This window comes from Williamsia sp. Y844 (assembly GCF_056786475.1).
In genome coordinates this window covers 300919-317446 of the sequence record NZ_JBXCJB010000002.1, presented here as the reverse complement: position 1 = coordinate 317446, position 16528 = coordinate 300919, and the positions used below count along the sequence as shown (strand labels likewise).

General features: G+C 59.6%; 13 protein-coding genes. 2 read left to right on the top strand and 11 right to left on the bottom strand.

Translation table 11 applies throughout. The features are described 5' to 3' along the window. Nucleotides 1-448: 448 nt before the first annotated feature. The 11 genes from AC1TQG_RS13805 to AC1TQG_RS13755 all read right to left on the bottom strand — a co-directional run bounded on the left by AC1TQG_RS13805 (nucleotide 449) and on the right by AC1TQG_RS13755 (nucleotide 14038). Nucleotides 449-2098: a DUF5677 domain-containing protein gene (locus tag AC1TQG_RS13805; RefSeq protein ID WP_482137745.1), complete on the bottom strand. Its 1650-nt coding sequence runs from the start codon at nucleotides 2096-2098 to the stop codon at nucleotides 449-451. A 609-nt stretch (nucleotides 2099-2707) separates the two neighbouring features. After that, nucleotides 2708-3859, bottom strand: a complete 1152-nt coding sequence (locus tag AC1TQG_RS13800) for an acyl-CoA dehydrogenase family protein (RefSeq protein WP_482137743.1) — start codon at nucleotides 3857-3859, stop codon at nucleotides 2708-2710. A gap of 218 nt (nucleotides 3860-4077) precedes the next feature. Then, nucleotides 4078-5223: a thiolase C-terminal domain-containing protein gene (locus tag AC1TQG_RS13795; RefSeq protein ID WP_482137741.1), complete on the bottom strand. Its 1146-nt coding sequence runs from the start codon at nucleotides 5221-5223 to the stop codon at nucleotides 4078-4080. A 3-nt stretch (nucleotides 5224-5226) separates the two neighbouring features. Further along, entirely contained in the window at nucleotides 5227-5628 is a 402-nt protein-coding gene (locus AC1TQG_RS13790; protein ID WP_482137739.1) for a Zn-ribbon domain-containing OB-fold protein, read from the bottom strand. 121 nt (nucleotides 5629-5749) lie between these two features. Further along, complete coding sequence (locus AC1TQG_RS13785) at nucleotides 5750-6070, bottom strand: hypothetical protein (protein WP_482137737.1); 321 nt, start codon at nucleotides 6068-6070, stop codon at nucleotides 5750-5752. A gap of 29 nt (nucleotides 6071-6099) precedes the next feature. Next, entirely contained in the window at nucleotides 6100-7596 is a 1497-nt protein-coding gene (locus tag AC1TQG_RS13780; protein WP_482137735.1) for a class I adenylate-forming enzyme family protein, read from the bottom strand. 28 nt (nucleotides 7597-7624) lie between these two features. Then, a complete protein-coding gene (locus AC1TQG_RS13775) occupies nucleotides 7625-7933 on the bottom strand; it encodes a hypothetical protein (protein ID WP_482137734.1) in 309 nt (102 codons plus the stop codon). Between the two features lie 38 nt (nucleotides 7934-7971). Beyond that, the gene (locus tag AC1TQG_RS13770; RefSeq protein ID WP_482137732.1) at nucleotides 7972-8850 is read right to left on the bottom strand and encodes an alpha/beta fold hydrolase; all 879 of its coding nucleotides are present in this window, start codon (nucleotides 8848-8850) and stop codon (nucleotides 7972-7974) included. 267 nt (nucleotides 8851-9117) lie between these two features. Further along, nucleotides 9118-11583, bottom strand: coding sequence for a CaiB/BaiF CoA transferase family protein (locus tag AC1TQG_RS13765; protein WP_482137731.1), 2466 nt, complete (start codon nucleotides 11581-11583; stop codon nucleotides 9118-9120). A gap of 60 nt (nucleotides 11584-11643) precedes the next feature. Beyond that, the gene (locus tag AC1TQG_RS13760) at nucleotides 11644-12768 is read right to left on the bottom strand and encodes an amidohydrolase family protein (protein ID WP_482137729.1); all 1125 of its coding nucleotides are present in this window, start codon (nucleotides 12766-12768) and stop codon (nucleotides 11644-11646) included. Nucleotides 12769-13372: 604 nt separating this feature from the next. Further along, nucleotides 13373-14038, bottom strand: a complete 666-nt coding sequence (locus AC1TQG_RS13755) for a TetR/AcrR family transcriptional regulator (protein ID WP_482137728.1) — start codon at nucleotides 14036-14038, stop codon at nucleotides 13373-13375. Nucleotides 14039-14501: 463 nt separating this feature from the next. Between AC1TQG_RS13755 and AC1TQG_RS13750 the strand changes: the two genes are divergently transcribed. Together AC1TQG_RS13750 and AC1TQG_RS13745 are read left to right on the top strand one after the other, a co-directional pair. Further along, on the top strand, nucleotides 14502-15473 hold the full coding sequence (locus tag AC1TQG_RS13750; RefSeq protein WP_482137726.1) for an ABC transporter permease: 972 nt from the start codon (nucleotides 14502-14504) through the stop codon (nucleotides 15471-15473). A 155-nt stretch (nucleotides 15474-15628) separates the two neighbouring features. Further along, nucleotides 15629-16459: an ABC transporter permease gene (locus tag AC1TQG_RS13745; RefSeq protein ID WP_482138736.1), complete on the top strand. Its 831-nt coding sequence runs from the start codon at nucleotides 15629-15631 to the stop codon at nucleotides 16457-16459. Nucleotides 16460-16528 lie beyond the last annotated feature (69 nt).

Genomic DNA, 16528 nt, shown 5'->3' with positions numbered 1-16528 from the left:
GCGGCACTCGATGTCGCGATCGGGAACGCTGAGAATATTGACTCAGAACGGAACGCATTGGCTCCTACTGCGAAACGCCTAAAGATTGCTAGGGGCCATAGCCCAATTCTAAGGCTCTGACCTGGCACTTTAAGTGGAGCTAAGTGGAATCGAACCCCTGACCTTCTCGATGCGAACGCGATCAACTGGACGTTTGCCAGCATTGGCCGGTGTTGAGGAGTGGAATCGTCGCAGTGGGGGCGTTTTCAGCGTTTGTGATCGATGGCCCGCTGCTGGCGATTCTGCGGGCAAACCAACAGCACCAAACACCCTCCATACCCACAATGCGACGCCCCGAAGCAAACACCAGTTACAGTCGTCCAACGGCCTGGTATTCCCAGTCATAACGTTGACCGGCGCACCTTTGCCAACGCGTACGCCACGCCCAGAAACATCACGTGGCGAGACCCTAAGCGGATGGCCCTGATGGCTCGTCAGTGTCGTCCATCCAAGCGAAAGCTGTAGTGACGGCGGCCTCGTCAGTGCCGAGAATGCTCAGGCCCGCACGTACCAGGGAGTAGAACTGGTCCACCCAGGAAGTCGCCAATTCAACGTTGCCACCCTCGCTCAACGACAGGCTCGGGATCTGGTGCATTCCGTGGAGCACGTTCAGGCAGGGTTCCATCGCGTGCGCCTCGACCGACCACCACTCCAGGTGAACTACCCCGCTCGAGAGCGAGTACGCCTGCCTGTAGAAGTCCAGTAGGCCAGCTTCCTCCGCCATCGCGCGGATCGATTTGCCGTCAGCGAAGGTGTCCCGGGTATCTACAGTCCGGTGATCGAGCACGTCGTGGTTGTGGCTCAGACGCTCCAGCTCCTCGATGCTCTCGCCAAAGCCGGCGGTGCGCGCTTCGACAGGCACCTCGTCGACGATTCGCGCGTAAAGCTTGGCCTTGCCGGCTCCGTACTCCTGGAACTGCCGATAGATGGACGGGTCCTGCAGCGCCATCCAATGCACGTAGATCTTGGTCTCCACCAACATCCGTCCAATGTGCGCTCCGTGCTCCAAGCACCACAGGTCGGGCGCACCCAACACTGCGATCAGATCACGCCCAGCGCGGGCCACAAGCCCGGACACAACCTCCTGCCGTTCGTTCACATAAAGATGGGCCGGAGCTGTCTCAAGTGCCTCGACGAAGCTACTCAACACGTCCATCGTGAACCTGCGCAGGTTCTCACCACCCACGGGAATGGGAGTCGGCTCCGATTCGTCCGAGGGGACCGAGGCAGCCAGTTCGTCCGGATCGCCGCCGACTAGTTCGGTATTGGCGTCGTCGACGCTTTCGATCTGCCGCTTTCGGATACATCGTGACGTCATCGAGTTCGCTCCCCAGAACACACGTGCCCACTTGATTGCCTCGTCGTAGTGGTCAGGTTCCTCGACCCGCACCATTGCCTTGTGCGCGCCCCACGAGGCGCGAACTGCGGTATCTGCCAACGGACGGTTGGCCATGTCACCCGGGTAGTCCTTCAGGAGCTCGATCATCTGAGCATCGCAACGAAACGTTCCCGCCTGCACTGTGCTCCAGATGCGTAGGCATTTTAAGAGCGCCTCGCGATGGCCATCGCGCAGAACCGAGAGCAGTGCATCGCAAATAAACTCCAGGTCGTTCTGCTCTGGAGGTGTGACCTCGACGTCGCCAACAAGCCACGGCGCCGGGCACAAAGGGTAGGACGCTAACGCGCGACGAACATCTGCCGAAAGCAGCCCATGGCGGTCGGCCTCCTCTATGACGACCCCGACCACATCGGGGAACTTCGCGGCAAGACCAGCGAGGTGGGTAAGGCGTCCATCTAACGATTCCGCGACCCAGTCGACTTCCCCGTGGTGGGCCAGCGCTTCCTGGACCGCCTTCTGCCACTTCAAAAACCGTCGAATGCCGTCATTACCTTGCTCCGCCAGGACAAGTGCGGGCCAGAGAAGGTCCGGAAAATCATCCTTGATCCAGTTCGCGATACCCAACACACCCGTCGCAGCGAGCGGGGACTTGTAGACGCGGCCCTTCCGAACGTGGCCAGCCATCGGGCCCGTGTGTTGGTTTGGCTTTGGGACGCTCATGCAGAGAACCTATCTTCCAAGTCTGACGCGGCAGACCCTATCGCCGTCACGTCGACGCGTCCCGGTAGACGAACGAACCTCGCCATCAGCGCAACAAACATCCTCTTCGCGTGGGTGAGGCATGGTCGCCGCCGCGGTTCAGCGCACACTCGGCCTTCACGCCGACGGCACATGTTTCGCCATGGGCGGCCTCCGAGGTCAGTGCGAGGTCGATCGGTGGCAGAGCGTCGGTGAGACTTCCCCACTAGCGCCATCGACCCACGGGGCCGCAGACCGGCCACAAGGATTCACTCGTAGCAAATTGACGCCGCCACAGTCACGCCTGCACCGCAGGCGCTACCCTTCGCTGACACCTACGAGCCCGCGGCACAGTCCGTTCAAGTAATTGGCGAGCGTAATCGATCGCTATTGTGGCGAAATAGCCGGGAAGCCTTGACCACCTTACTAACTCCCAGTGGTCAAATATGCCTGACGCCGAGCACGTGGTTACAGGCGTGGTCGACCCGTGCGGCCGAGAAGTCACCAAGCAAACCGCAACCGGTTCACCGCCTCGACATTCTCAGCTGATCTGCTGGCGAGGTGTTCCATACCCGCATGTGACCACCACGTCTACAGAGACCGCGCGATGAGCACCTTCATCACTTCGTTCGCGCCTGCGTAGATCCGCTGAACACGGGCGTCCTCGTACATCCGTCCGATGAGGTATTCGCGCATATAGCCGTACCCGCCGTGTAACTGCACACAACGGTCGACGACCTCACACTGCTTGTCGGTCAGCCAATACTTGACCATCGCAGCATCAGCCGGATCAAGCTCACCGCGCAAGTGCTGCTCGATGCAATAGTCGAGGAAGGTTCGGCAAGTTCGCGCGATTGTCTGACACTCAGCGAGCTCGAATGCGGTGTTCTGGAAGTCGAAGATGGTTTGCCCGAAAGCCTCCCGCGACTTCGTGTAGCGGACGGTCTCCTCGACCGCACGCTCCATCGCGCCCGCTGCCTGCGCCCCGATGATGAGCCGCTCCTGCACGAGCTGCGCTATCAGCTGCGCAAATCCCTGCCCTTCCGACTCGCCGAGTAGGTTCGACGCGGGCACGCGCACGTCGACGAACGACAGCTCCGAAGTGTCAGCGGCGTGCTGACCAACTTTGTCGAGCACTCGGCCGACCGAAAAGCCCTCGCAGTCACGAAGATCCACGATCAATAGCGATACCCCGTTTGCACGGGCCTTGGGGTCGGTTTTGACCGCGAGCACAATGACATCGGCTGCGGAGCCGTTGGTGATGAAAGTCTTCGAACCGTTGACCACGTACTCGTCACCGTCTCGAATTGCTGTGGTTTTGATTGCTTTGAGATCCGAACCGGTGCCGGGTTCAGTCATGCCGATCGCCCCGAGGATCTCACCGGTCGCCATACCGGGCAGCCATGTCTTCTTCTGCGCCTCGGTACCGTACTCGAGGATGTAGTGCGCGACGATGCCACTGTGCACGGAGACACCGAACGCGAGGTCGCCAGAATAACCCTGGGCCTCGAAGACCGCCAGGTCATGCGCAAAAGTGCCACCGCCACCGCCGTATTCCTCCGGAACCGAACACAGCAGCAGGCCAAGCTTTCCGGCCTCGAGCCACACCTGACGATCAATGCGCCGCTGAGTGTCCCATTTCTCGCAATGCCCCACGACCTCCCGCTCGAAAAAGCCGCCGGCTAGCTCAGACAGCGCCCGGACTTCGTCGTCATGCCAGGACGGAACGTGCTTCTTTACCAATGGATTTCCTCTGTTCGGAGCGCGCGGTTTTGGGATCAAAGCGGCGCGGAGTTGTGCATTCCCCGTTACGGCACGTCTACTCGCCCATAAATCATGCGAAGACGCTCCGCCTCAAGGCAGAGCGTCTTCGCATGAAAGGATCGTTCGGCCAGCCGTTGTCCTCGTGATGGCAGATCGCTGCCTCACTGCACCACCCGATCAGGACAACTCGAACGTAGTCAGTCCCTTGCGAGAATCATGGCAGAGCGCCCGGCGGAAACTAGCGAGTGCTTGGCGTCAGCCACCTGGTTCGCAGCGGTTCCCCGCAGTTGGCGAACGGCCTCGGCGATGTTGTTCACGCCATGGATGTAGGCCTCGCCCAGGAGGCCGCCGTGCGTGTTGACCGGTGTCGCACCATCGATGGCAATTCCGCCGTCGGCAATGAAATCTCGAGCCTCACCGCGACCGCAGAAGCCAAACGCCTCTAGCTGATAGAACACCACCGGACTGAAGTTCTCGTAGAGCATCGCTACATCGATATCGCTGGGCTTCAGGCCAGTCGAGTCCCAGAGCAATCGCCCGCAGGTCTCGGCTTCCGGGAAGGTGGCGGTGTCCGGATGGTAGTAGTTGAACATGTTGTCACCGTGAATCATGTTGCCGAGTGTTGCTCCGGCGACCCGAACCACGGGGTGCGGGAGATCCTTTGCGCGGTCCGCGCTGGTGACGACGATGGCAACACCGCCGTCACTCTCCTGGCAGCAGTCCAGCAGGCGAAGGATCGGCTCAACGATCCACCTCGACTTCTGGTGGTCCTCGGTGGTGATCGGGCGCCCATAGAAGAAGGCCGCCGGGTTTGTTGACGCGTATTTGCGAGCTTGGACCGAATAGAGCCCGAAGTCTTCGTTCGTCAGACCGAAAGTGTCCATGTACTTCTGGAACCACAGCGAGTAGATCTTCGCGGGCGTGTCCAGTCCATATGGCAGGTACATGTTCATCGACTCGAGTTGGAAGCCCGACGGCTGACCGAAACGTTTGCCCGATCGTTCGTTGAACGCCCGGTAGATCACCACCGAGCTGGCAGCCCCGGACGCCACGGCGGCCGCAGCATGTTGCACGGTCGAAGAAGCGCCGCTTCCGCCGAACGCTGTTCGAGATACCCAGCTGGTCTCCGCGATACCGACGTTCCGCATCAGCGCAAGTTCGTCGGTTTCGTCGTGACTGAAAGTGACCAGTCCGTCGATGTCCGCCGGGTTCAGGCCGGCATCCGCGATTGCGGCCTTGACTGCCTCGGAAGCCAGCTGTAGTTCGCTGCGTCCTGAGTTCTTGGAGTACTCGGTCTGCCCGATGCCTGCGATCGCCGCCTGATTCAAGATTGATTTGTTCACGATTCAGGCCTCATTCTTCTCAATGGCAAACTGCGGCAACGTCACATCGCCGAAGGTGACGAACTCTACGGCCACGCGGACTCCATTGCGGACGTCGTTCACATCATCGGTGACGAGGTTGGAGACGATCCGGATGCCCTCGTCGAGTTCGACGAGCGCGACGATGCGTGAGTTCGTGTCTGGCTCTGTCGGGTGTTTGGAGACGATCCAACTGTGGACAGTGCCGCCCCCGGCCAGCTCTTCGACTGTAAAGTCAAGGCTCTGGCACTCCCCGCACATCGGTGCCGGGGGGTGCTGCAACGTGCGGCACGAATTACATCTATGCGCAACGAGTTTGCCCTCTTTCGCGGCTTCCCAGAAGAACGCGTCGTCCTTCGAAGCCGCGGGCGGAATGACATAGGTCATGTGTAGATGTCCTTTCAACTGCTGCCGTGGCAGCCTTGTGTTCGGTTCACCACCGCAGGCGTACAGGTACGCACGCCTCCAACGGTGGGTATCCGAATGGTTCTCGACCTGCGGCCGAACATCATTCGAAGACGAACACCGTGTGGATTCCGGATTCCATGTATGCAAGAGCCAGATCGAGCGTCAGCGGTTTGGGCCAGAGCCCGTCGATGGACGTGAACATGGCGACACAGCTGAATGCATCGCTTTGGCCACGCAACGTCAACGACACCGGTGGTCGACCCTTCGGAGTGATGGTTGCCGGCGTTGCCCCCACCTCGATCTGGAGTCTCGACCCGGCCGCCGAAAGCAGTTCGAGCGAGCTCATGCCCCCACTGACCGTGAGCGATTCCAGCACTGCAGTGAACCGGCCATCAGCGATGTGTTCCTGATCGACGCCCATACCAACCTCCTGACCGCGCACTGATGCCGTCACGACTTGCTGATGATCTTCTGAAGGACTTCGCGACGAACGATCTTGCCCGTGCCGGTTTGTGGAAGCTCCGGCCAGATCCGGATGTCGTCGGGAGTCTTCGAACTACGAAGCAGCGGCTTCAACCAATCCAACAGATCGCTGGCTTCAAGTGCAGACCCGGGCTGAAGAACCACTGCGGCGCCGATCGTCTGCCCCCATTCGTCATCGGGTACCCCGACGACGGCGCAGTCGGTCACGTCCTCGTGACGAAGGATAACGTCCTCGATTTCGGCCGGCGAGATGTTCTCGCCGCCCCGGATGATCGTGTCATCCATCCGTCCCATGACAAACAGGTAGTCATCCTCGTCAAGGCGCACAAGGTCTTTGGTAGGAAACCAGCCGTCGGCATCGATCACCGATGCAAGTCCCACATATTCACCGGAAACCTGCGGTCCGCGGACCCACATCTCGCCGACCTCGCCACAGCCGAGCACCTCGCCGCCGGGTCCACGAACCTGGACGTCGAGCCCTGGCACCAGTTTGCCTGCGGATCCAAGACGATCTCGCAAGGGGCCGCTCGTCGTCGCCGCCGCAGCGCGGTGATCGTCGGGACCGAGAACTGCGATCGTAGAACTTGTCTCGGTCAAGCCGTAGGCATTGACGAAGTTCGCATCCGGGAAGAGCTCGAGTGCGCGTTCGATAACCGGGATCGGCATCCTGGCACCACCGTAGGCCAGATGCCTGACCACCGGCGCCGGCGTCTTCGTCGTGTCGAGATAGTTCACAATCCTCGCCAGCATGGTTGGCACCAACATTGCATTGGTGACACCTTGACTACTGGCAACCTCGACCCAGCCGTCCGGGGTGAATCTATCCAAATAGACGATCCGCCGTCCCGCGTACACATTCGACAAGACACTCGCAACCCCGGCGATGTGATACGGGGGCACGGTCACCAGAGCAGCATCCTCGGCTTCGGCGCTACCGAACTCCACCGATCCGAGGATGTATGCGGCAAGATGGCGATGCCGGAGCATTGCAGCCTTGGGAGCCGCGCTGGTCCCACTCGTGTACAGCAATACGGCCACAGTATCTTCGTCGAATTCCGAAGGCTCGGAGAAGGATTCCTCAGCTGTAAGCGCTTTTGACCATGACTCAACCGTGTAGTGAACCAACTGGCTGGGCAGCGTCAGCTCACCCAGATCGTCACCCATCACGATCGTGCCATCGGGCTGATCCTTCAAAAGCTGGTCGAGCTGGGTCGCACCAAGCCGATAGTTCAAGGGTACCAACGGAATACCGGCAGCTGCACAGCCGAAGAAGGACACTGGAAAAACCGGGTCGTTGCCACCGAGGTAAACAACACGCGGCGCCTTGAGTCGCGTGATCAGATCAGCCACCGCCAACGCATCTCGGTGAAGTTCACCGTAGGTCAGTGCGGCCTCGCCGACTGTCACAGCGGCGCGGTCAGGTTCGGTCGCGGCCGTCATCTCTAGCAAGGTGATGATGTTCATTGCAAGTAGTCTCCGTGCAGGTTTCATGTCAGTCGGATGACGGGAGCTTTTTCGATTGCTCGATCTCTAGTCGGGCTCCGCCGATGGTCAGGGTTCCCTCGCCCGCTTTCACGCAGAGGATCTGAATACCTGACTGCGGCTCGCTGTAGCGTTTGCCCATCTGGCTTCCGCCCATGAGGGCAGCGTCGGCCGGAGTTTGTTTGTCGGCTGGGGCCGAGGCTGCGTCCACCATCGGGAGGCCGCCGCACAACAGAGTCGCGTCCTCATCCGCAGGTTTACGTACCACAACCACTTTGGTCGAGCACACTACGCTCTGTAGCTGCTGTCCATTCTTCATTTCACTCCTCCGTAAAAGCTGGTTCGCCGAACCAGTAGTCAATTCAAAACTTTCGTAGCGCTGCGGGTTACCACAGGTTCGCCCGTTTGCGAGGGAACGATTGATTCTGCCCACCGGAAAACTCGATTCCAGAGCTGCGCGCGCGATCGGGCGACAAAGTGGTTGTGCGCCATGGATTCAGCGGTGAAGAAAGTGATGTCAGTACTGCGGAGGTACTGTGGGGCTTGCATTTCCACGCGATGCCAAGGTTCGTGGTCACCGCCACCGATGAAGACCGGCACTGTGATCTCACGGACGACGGCAGCGATACTTCCAGGCATCAAGGTCAACGTGCCGACCAGTGGGGGAACCCTCGTCGCAACGCCGGCGAACGCGCGCATTGCCCGGGGGTCGGTGTCGGGTCGGACGAACTCGAACGGTTCCGGATTGTCCTGCGCGCCAGCCGATCTACCAGACGAGGAGAAACGGGTACGCGCGAACTTTTCGAGATTTTCCGGGCTGATCGGGCCCTGCGCGGCCACCTCGAGTTCCTCTTCGGAAAGAAGGTGTGGCAAGCCCTGCGTGGTGAACCCGAGCGATGCAATGGCCACGTGCTGCCCGGACTCGACTTGGGCGATGTTCGTGAGCATCGCGCCCATCGAATGTCCGACCCCGATGGTCGTCATGGACATCGGCCAAGTCACCAGAGCAGCGATGTCCTCCAAGGCCAGGGCGAAGGCTTTCGTATTGGCACGCGCTACCGCCTCGGGCGTCAGCCACCGCTCGTCCGCAGTCGATCTACCCGTGCCCAGGTTGTCCACAATGATGCAACCAAACCCCGCCGCGATCGCGCTGTCGGCAAAGCTGTACCCGTCTACACCGTCATGACCATCGACCTGAAGATCGAAATACTGACCCGTGCATCCGCCGCCCGGCACACAACACAGGACCGTCAGTTGCGAGTCCTCGGGGGCTATGGGTGGCAATACGACATCTACCCAGACGAGCCACTGACCAGACTCATCGATTACGTCCGAGACGTCGTATCTTCCCGAGAATCTGTGCGGGATCTGATCCGTATCGGATACAGGGTTATTCATCAACGGTTCTCCCTCTACCGCCAACCTGCGACTTCCTGCGTAGGTTGTGCTCTGAAATCGGTTGGGAAACCCGGGCTCTCGCATGATTGCCCGGGCGCCCAAGTCCTACGAAGTCACGACTCCCGCAGGGGCCGCAACAACCACACCAGCCGAAATCAGATCATCGACTTCTGCAGCCTCATAACCAATTACATTCTCGAGAATCTCGCGACTGTCGGAGCCGCACGTGAGCGGCGGCCCCTGGATGACTCCCGGGGTCTCCGAGAAGTCGATTCCGAGTCCGACCGAATCGAATCGGCCGACATGCGACTGGGGAGACGAGGTCATCCATTTGCGAGCCAGCAATTCTGGATCGTCGAACGCCTTACGAATGCCCTCTTCCTCACTGGGCTCCGCCGGCACGCCGTGCTGGTCGAGGACCTCACGCCAATGTTCCGTCGACTCCGTGGCGAACACCCGCTCCAGCGCTGCGCGCAGGACCTTGTCGTTCTCACGACGCGCTGCTGCGTCGACGAAGTCATCAGACTCCAGCACATCGCTGCCCACGGCGGTCCGCAGAGCAGCCCAGTGCAAATCCGACAACGCCGCCAGTGAGAGCCAGCCGTCCGCCGCTTCATACACACCGTGGAGTGCGTTGAAGCCAAGGAGACTGCCATCGACCTTATTTCGGTCAGCCTCAACACCGTCGGCACCAACATAGGTGTTCGAGGCATGCAGCAGAGCCGCGTACAGGATCGACGTTTCGACGAACTGACCTTTACCCGTCCGCAAACGCTCGTAGTATGCCTGCAGGATTCCGATCGCAGACAGGTAGCCGTTTCCGGTATCTCCCATCGACGTCGTGGACCACATTGGCGAACCACCGTCGTCCATTCCGCCGTCTTGCCACGCGGGGCCGGCGAGCGATGCGCCCGTCTGGTCGTTCCCGGGCTGCCCTTCGCGGTAGCCCTTGTCGAATCCCCGTGTGTGGCAGTAGATCAAGTTCGGGTTCGTGGCTTTGACCGAGTCATAGTCAAGGCCGAGGCGGATCGCCGCGTCGTAGCGCATGTTGTGCTGCACGATGTCTGCCTTGTCAATGAGACGGCGGACCGCCTCGAGCCCTCGGGGGTCTTTCAGATTGACCGAGAGGCTGCTCTTGCCGCGGTTCGCGGCAAAGGCCACATGCGTGGACTGCCAGTAGTAGTCCCACAGTGTGTTGACCTTGACAACGGTGGCGCCGAGGTCTGACAACAACTGGGTTCCGAAGGGGCCTGCGATCGCCAACCCGAGGTCCACCACCAGCACCCCGTCGAGCGGGGCTTTACCTGCTCCTCGCGATTCCTGCGATGAAACCGCCGATGCGCCTCCGACTGTTGCTGCCGCCTCCGATTTCACCTCCGCTGTGTGCTCGCCGAATCGCGGCGCACCCGTGACGGGATTGCCCTCGCTCCGCTCGAGCCTGATGACCGAACCCAGCATGTTCAGCGGACCGAACTCAGCATCATCGACCACTGCCACGCACCCGTCGGCGAGCATGTGTTCATCTTGCAGAGCCTCTGCCGGCGATTGAACGGGCTGCAGACAAACGTTGGCAACGCGAGCAGCCTCGACCCACTCGTCAGCCGTGAAGCGCTTGAAGGCATCTCGCATCTCAGGCAAATAGTGCCAGTAGATGATCAGATCTTCTGCACCGGTCATGAGCCGGTCCGGATCGTCGGACGGGCGTATGTTGGTGGGATCGAGTTTGTCTCCCTGCGATGACCCGAGGACAAACTTCGGGTTGGGAACCCAATGCTCGATCCACCGGCCATCGGCGCACTCGAAGAAGCCCATCGGTGAACGCTGATCAAAAACCCAGGTCCAGAACAACTCGGCGTCGGGATTCTGCGCTCGTTGCAGCATACCCACGCCGGCAGTCATCGCACCCTGCAGAATCGACGTCTCCACCAGCTGTCCGCGCCCGGTGTTTTCCCTTGCCACCAACGCCGCCGATGCACCCATCATCGCCAGATACGCGGCGCCGATGCTCGGCCAAGGAGAGGCTACAAACAACGGCCCTTCACGATCGGGTCCGTCTACCGCACCTTCCGGAGTTTCCATGTCACTCAACGGAAACTCCGGGTCACTGTTGTTCCAGTGCAGATGCCCACCGATTTGCGATCGTTGCACCCACTGCAACCCGGTCCGCGCAGCGACCAGCGAGTCGTACGCCGGCCGCCCCGCCGATTCGGTGTCGGTTCCGTATCCAGTGATCGAAACGTAGATCAGCCGCGGATTCACCTTGGCCAAAGTCTCGTAGTCGATTCCGAGACGAGTAGTGACACCCGGACGAAAGCTTTCGACGACAATGTCGGCCGCGGCGGCCAACTTCACGAACAGGTCTCGGTCTGTCTCATCCTTCAGATCGAAGACCGCACTTCGCTTACCTCGATGCCACACCCGATAACCGGGTTGGGATGCGAAGGGGTCGCCCTCGGGGCGCTCGATCCTGGTCACCTGTGCACCGTGGTCTGCAAAGACCATGGTGGCCATCGGCCCGGCAATACCCCAGGACAGATCGAGGACCTTCAGTCCGTCGAACACTCCAGCCATTGTTTGTACCTCTTGATCCTTAAGTCAGCCGCAACACAATTGCGTTGCAAGCGATTTCATTCAGAGTTGCCAGAGACGCTCTGCGTTTGCGAACAGAATTTTGTCGCGCTCTTCGTCGGTTGCACCAGGCAGAAGGTGCGAAGCGATGTCCTGAGAGTGCGGCCAGCTCGACACGGGATGCGGGTAGTCCGAGGACCACATGACGTTGTCGATTCCGAGGCATTCCTTCGCGTGCCGCAAGACCCCCGGCTCATCGATGAAGGTGACGAACATATTCCTGTGGAAGTATTCGCTCGGAATCGCCTTGAGCCCCGGGAACTCGTATCCCTGACGGATATTGCAGTCGTCAACGGTGTTGAGCCACCAGGTAACCCAGCCAACACCGGGTTCGACGAAGACCGTCTTGAGCTTGGGGAAACGCTCGAAGATTCCGGTCAGCAACCACATACCCATTGCTTCGGCACTCGAGAGCGCGACCATCGGGGTGAAAACACCACGCTGCGGGGTGGGGTCGCGCTGGGCAAGGTTGTCCAGCGAAGTATTCATTCCGATGTGCAACGCGATCGGAATTCCGGTTTCCTCGATGACGGCGAGAAGGGGCTCGTACCGTTTGTCCCAGTAGTCCGGCAAGCCGAGTTCCGAAGGAAACACCGGCAACTGAATGGATTTCACGCCCACCTCAGCAGCGTGCTTGACCTCGGCGACAGCAGCCTCGATGTCGTGAATCGGGATCTGAAAGTTGACCAGGAGGCGCTTGGGATCCGCCGAAGCCCACTGCAGCAGAGTGGTATTGAAGGCACGGGTGGCTTCGCGGCTGCCCTCTTTGAGCATGTACAAGTAGCGGAAAGCACTGACCTCGCAGTACGTGATCGACGATTCGATCCCGTCGGCGTCCATATCATCCAAACGCGCCTTGGCATCGGTGTGACCGGGCCGGCCCTTTGACGGGTGCGCTGCGTTGGCGAAGGCCGTCAGTTCTTCGGTGACCTTTTCACCGTTCTGTTCGCGCCACAGCGTGTTGGTCGACATGGACATCATCCCCTTCATGGACTCATAGAACTCCGCCAGAGCGGCGTCGTAATCACCATGAAACTTCGTTGCCAAGTTGGCCTTGACCTGCTCATGAGCCAGATCCACATGGTCATCGGCGGAGATCAACCGGTACTTGTTCTGCGTGCGGGTCATGGGGGTCCCTTTCCTTCTATGTGATGGGCAACACAGACGGTATAGTAGTTACTATAATTGCGCAAGATCATCCGGAAGCGACAAGCAGCCTGAAGGCAACACAGACAGTGGAATTCGCAGGTCGAACCACGATATCGACTGTGCAACAAAAGTTTTGACCCGCGCTCCGAAGACACCGCTCAGCGCAGGGACTGAATCCGCGACGAGATGCCCAACGGAGTGGCGGCGACAAACTTCCCGAAGCAGAAGTGTTGCAGGTCAACGGAAAACGGCATCAAGACACCGTCTTCGAAATCAAGGCCGAGGGGCGGAGGAGACTCCATCTGATGGCCGGAAGCAGCACTCAAGCTGCGCGGCAAAGAGTCGAGGTTCTGGAATTCGACGAGTTACACGAGCTTTGCGCTGGCGATACCGCCGCGGGAATGCACTAGCGTCCGACGACCGAGACCTCAAGCATCGCGTACAAAGTGCTCCACAATCCCCGAGCACACAGCCGACTCATCCACCAATTGGCCGGGTTACGACTACTTTCGTTGGACCATCAGGACCAGGCCCTCGAGATGTTCGACCATCTGAAGCCCTGACGTACGACCTGAACGGACAGTCACTTCCCTATCGTCCGATCATTGTTTGCGTCGGAATTGCGGGCGATCGCATCGATGAGCGTGGTCACACGGGCGTGGAAATCATTTTCGATGTCGACAATCGTCGTCAGTGCCGAGTCAGCCCGAATGACGTGAGTGAGGATGATGCTGCGCATCACTTCAGTCACGAATTGGTCACTGATCGCGTGATCCGGATTCTCTTCCTGCACCCGATCGAATACGTCCTGTATCCGTGACATCTGCTGCCGAACCTCGTCAGACACAGATGGCGTTCGGACCAAGTTCAGAGAGATCTCCAAACCGGCAAGATATTGCCTGCGGCCGAAATAGCCGTTCAGGTAGTCGAACACGGACCACAGCTGCTCTCGCGTTGTTGTTCCTGTGAACTCGAAGTCGCGGGCATGGTCCACCAGCTGGTCGACTTGATCGGTCATCACTTCGAGCATCAGTTGCTCGCGCGTGCCGAAGTGGTACTGGATGACACCCCAGGTCAAACCGGCCCACCGGGCTATCTCGTTTGAACTCGCCCGGTAGTAACCCTTCTCGTCGATACATGCTATCGCCGCGTCCAGTACTTTGCGCCGTGTCCCGGCGCTGCCCCCCTTGGCGGTACTCACCGCTCGCGAAGACGCAGGCTTACGGGAACGTCCAGCAGAGCCAGTCATAAGCGGTGAGTCTAGACCCTGCCGAACTGAGGTTCGGCCGCTGCCTCACGTTTGGCGGTTGAACGAGCAGCAGCGGGTGGTCTTCCCCCGCAGTCGCATAGTCGGACAGCGCAATTCAACTCACGACTCGCCGTCTGAGAGTGCCCCACGCGACGACCGCAACGGCTGCGACAACGAGAATATGGGCGCCCTCGACATTCTCTACTCATTCAGTCATAGTAACTGCTATGGTTCTCCTCGAGTGACGACCGACACACCTTAGCGCCTTTGTAGGTGCGCACACTTTGCCCCGTGGGACGCACGCGGTTGTAGGGCTGCCCATGGCGCATGGCTTGCTCCTGTCCCCACGCGTCACCGCATTGACGAACAGCCACACCGCCCAGCCGGCGCCTTCCGGATCCTCGGTCAGAAACCCCAAACACCGACGTCGGAATCAGTACGTCCGGCCGCTACCAATCAAGAAATGGGAGAACGTATGTCGAGACACTCGTTCGCGATCGACAGGGTTGTGCGCAGCATCCTTGTCATTTTGTTGGTGACATTCTTTGTCAAACTATTGATGGGGATGTCCAAAGGATCCGTTGCCAATACGATCCTCGGAGACAGTGCCACCCCTGAAAAGGTCGCCGCACTAGAGTCCGAACTAGGTCTAGACCAGTCGATATGGAAGCAATACTGGAGTTGGCTCTCACATGCGCTTCGAGGCGACCTCGGCGACTCAATGACCACCGGGCAATCAGTGATGCAAGCCATCATAGATCGGCTTCCAGTGACGTTGGAATTGGCAATTCTGGGATTGTTGATGGCTCTGGCCGTATCCATCCCCCTCGCAATCATCTCCGCCTATTTCGTCGACAGCCCGGCGGACCGCGCGATCAACGCTGTCTCGTCGATGCTGCTGTCCATCCCAGCGTTCGTCGCTGCCCCAGTTCTGCTGTACTTCTTTGCGCTGGGAACAGGTACTTTCCCGGTCGCAGGTTGGAACAGGCTGAGCGAAGGGCTCGGAGCAAACCTTCAATCGGCCATGTTGCCGACCATTTCAATTGCTTTGCCCGTCATCGCTGCATTCCATCGGATTCTTCGCTCTGATCTGCTGACCACACTGAATGAAGATTATGTGGCCGCAGCCCGCGCCAAGGGCCTGCCCGATTGGTACGTGATGCTGCGTCATGTACTGCGACCGTCGTCGCTATCGCTGATCACTGTCGCAGGAATCAACTTCGGGCAACTGATCGGCGGCACTGTGATCGTAGAAACGCTCTTTAGCCTACCCGGCTTGGGTCAGTTGGTGTCGACGTCAATCGCATCCCGTGACCTCGTAATGGTCCAGGGCGTCGTGGTTTTCATCGCCGTGAGCTACGTCCTGATCAACACACTTGTCGACCTCAGCTACTCGCGTCTCGACCCACGAGTACGGAAGGTCGGCGCCCGCTAGCCCCGACCGTCGTTGAAACCTGGCCCCGGACATCACCACAATTTTGAAAAGGCATCGACACCGTGAACTCTCCACTCATCCTCAAGAAACGCAGTCCGGTCGCTGAATTTGCGAGCCCAGATACGAACGGGAAGCCCACCCGCAGATTGCCGGACGTGCCGTTGCCGCCCAAGCAGCGTCGGGTCTTGGCGTGGATTGCGTTCGCATGGCTAGCCCTCATCGGCCTGCTCGCACTGTTCGCACAGGTCTTGCCCATCGCCGATTACGAAGTCCCGATTGCCACCCCCCGCCTGTCGCCCGCTCTCGGGTCGCTTGATCTGTTGCTGGGAACGGACAATCTCGGTCGATCGGTCTTGTCACGATGCATCTACGGTGCTCAGATATCGCTTGTTGTAGGCATCGTCGCCGGGGTTGCAGGATTTACGATCGGAGCAGTTTTGGGCTCCATCGCCGGCTACGCCGGCAAGAAGGTCGACTACGTCATTTCGCTGATCTCAGACGCGATGCTCGCGTTCCCGCCGCTCATCCTGTTGCTCACGCTCTCCTCAATCTACGAGCCGAGTCTCATGACCCTGCTGGTGGGCCTGACGTTCATCATCACCCCTACATTCATTCGGCTGGCGCGAGCAAACACGATGACTTGGGCTTCCCGCGACTTCGTCCGTGCCGCAAAGAATCTCGGCTTTGCCCCTAGCCGCATCCTGATCCGCGAGATCTTCCCGAATGTTCTTCCTACACTGTCCACATTCTTGCCGCTTGTAGTCGCGGCCATGATCGTCGCCGAAGGCTCATTGAGCTTTCTGGGTCTTGGTGTCCCACCCCCGACACCGAGCTGGGGAGGAATGATCGCGGATGGCAAGGACTCGCTGCAGACCGCGCCGTTCATCGTATTCGTACCCGCGACCATCATCTTCCTGACAGTCTTCTCTCTCAATCAGGCCGGCGATTACCTACGAGGCCGATTCGACCCCACCCTGGCGAAGTAACGATTTCCAAGCGATCGAAAACGCCGTGACATTCGCACATTTGATCAGCCCCCAACCGCAGTCCGAAAG

What these genes read in the sequence shown, in the direction of transcription:
- AC1TQG_RS13750 (WP_482137726.1), top strand. Translation starts at nt 14,502, where the DNA reads ATGGGAGAACGTATGTCGAGACACTCGTTCGCGATCGACAGGGTTGTG.
- AC1TQG_RS13765 (WP_482137731.1), bottom strand. Translation starts at nt 11,583, where the DNA reads ATGGCTGGAGTGTTCGACGGACTGAAGGTCCTCGATCTGTCCTGGGGT.
- AC1TQG_RS13785 (WP_482137737.1), bottom strand. Translation starts at nt 6,070, where the DNA reads ATGGGCGTCGATCAGGAACACATCGCTGATGGCCGGTTCACTGCAGTG.
- AC1TQG_RS13760 (WP_482137729.1), bottom strand. Translation starts at nt 12,768, where the DNA reads ATGACCCGCACGCAGAACAAGTACCGGTTGATCTCCGCCGATGACCAT.
- AC1TQG_RS13780 (WP_482137735.1), bottom strand. Translation starts at nt 7,596, where the DNA reads ATGAACATCATCACCTTGCTAGAGATGACGGCCGCGACCGAACCTGAC.
- AC1TQG_RS13775 (WP_482137734.1), bottom strand. Translation starts at nt 7,933, where the DNA reads ATGAAGAATGGACAGCAGCTACAGAGCGTAGTGTGCTCGACCAAAGTG.
- AC1TQG_RS13755 (WP_482137728.1), bottom strand. Translation starts at nt 14,038, where the DNA reads ATGACTGGCTCTGCTGGACGTTCCCGTAAGCCTGCGTCTTCGCGAGCG.
- AC1TQG_RS13790 (WP_482137739.1), bottom strand. Translation starts at nt 5,628, where the DNA reads ATGACCTATGTCATTCCGCCCGCGGCTTCGAAGGACGACGCGTTCTTC.
- AC1TQG_RS13805 (WP_482137745.1), bottom strand. Translation starts at nt 2,098, where the DNA reads ATGAGCGTCCCAAAGCCAAACCAACACACGGGCCCGATGGCTGGCCAC.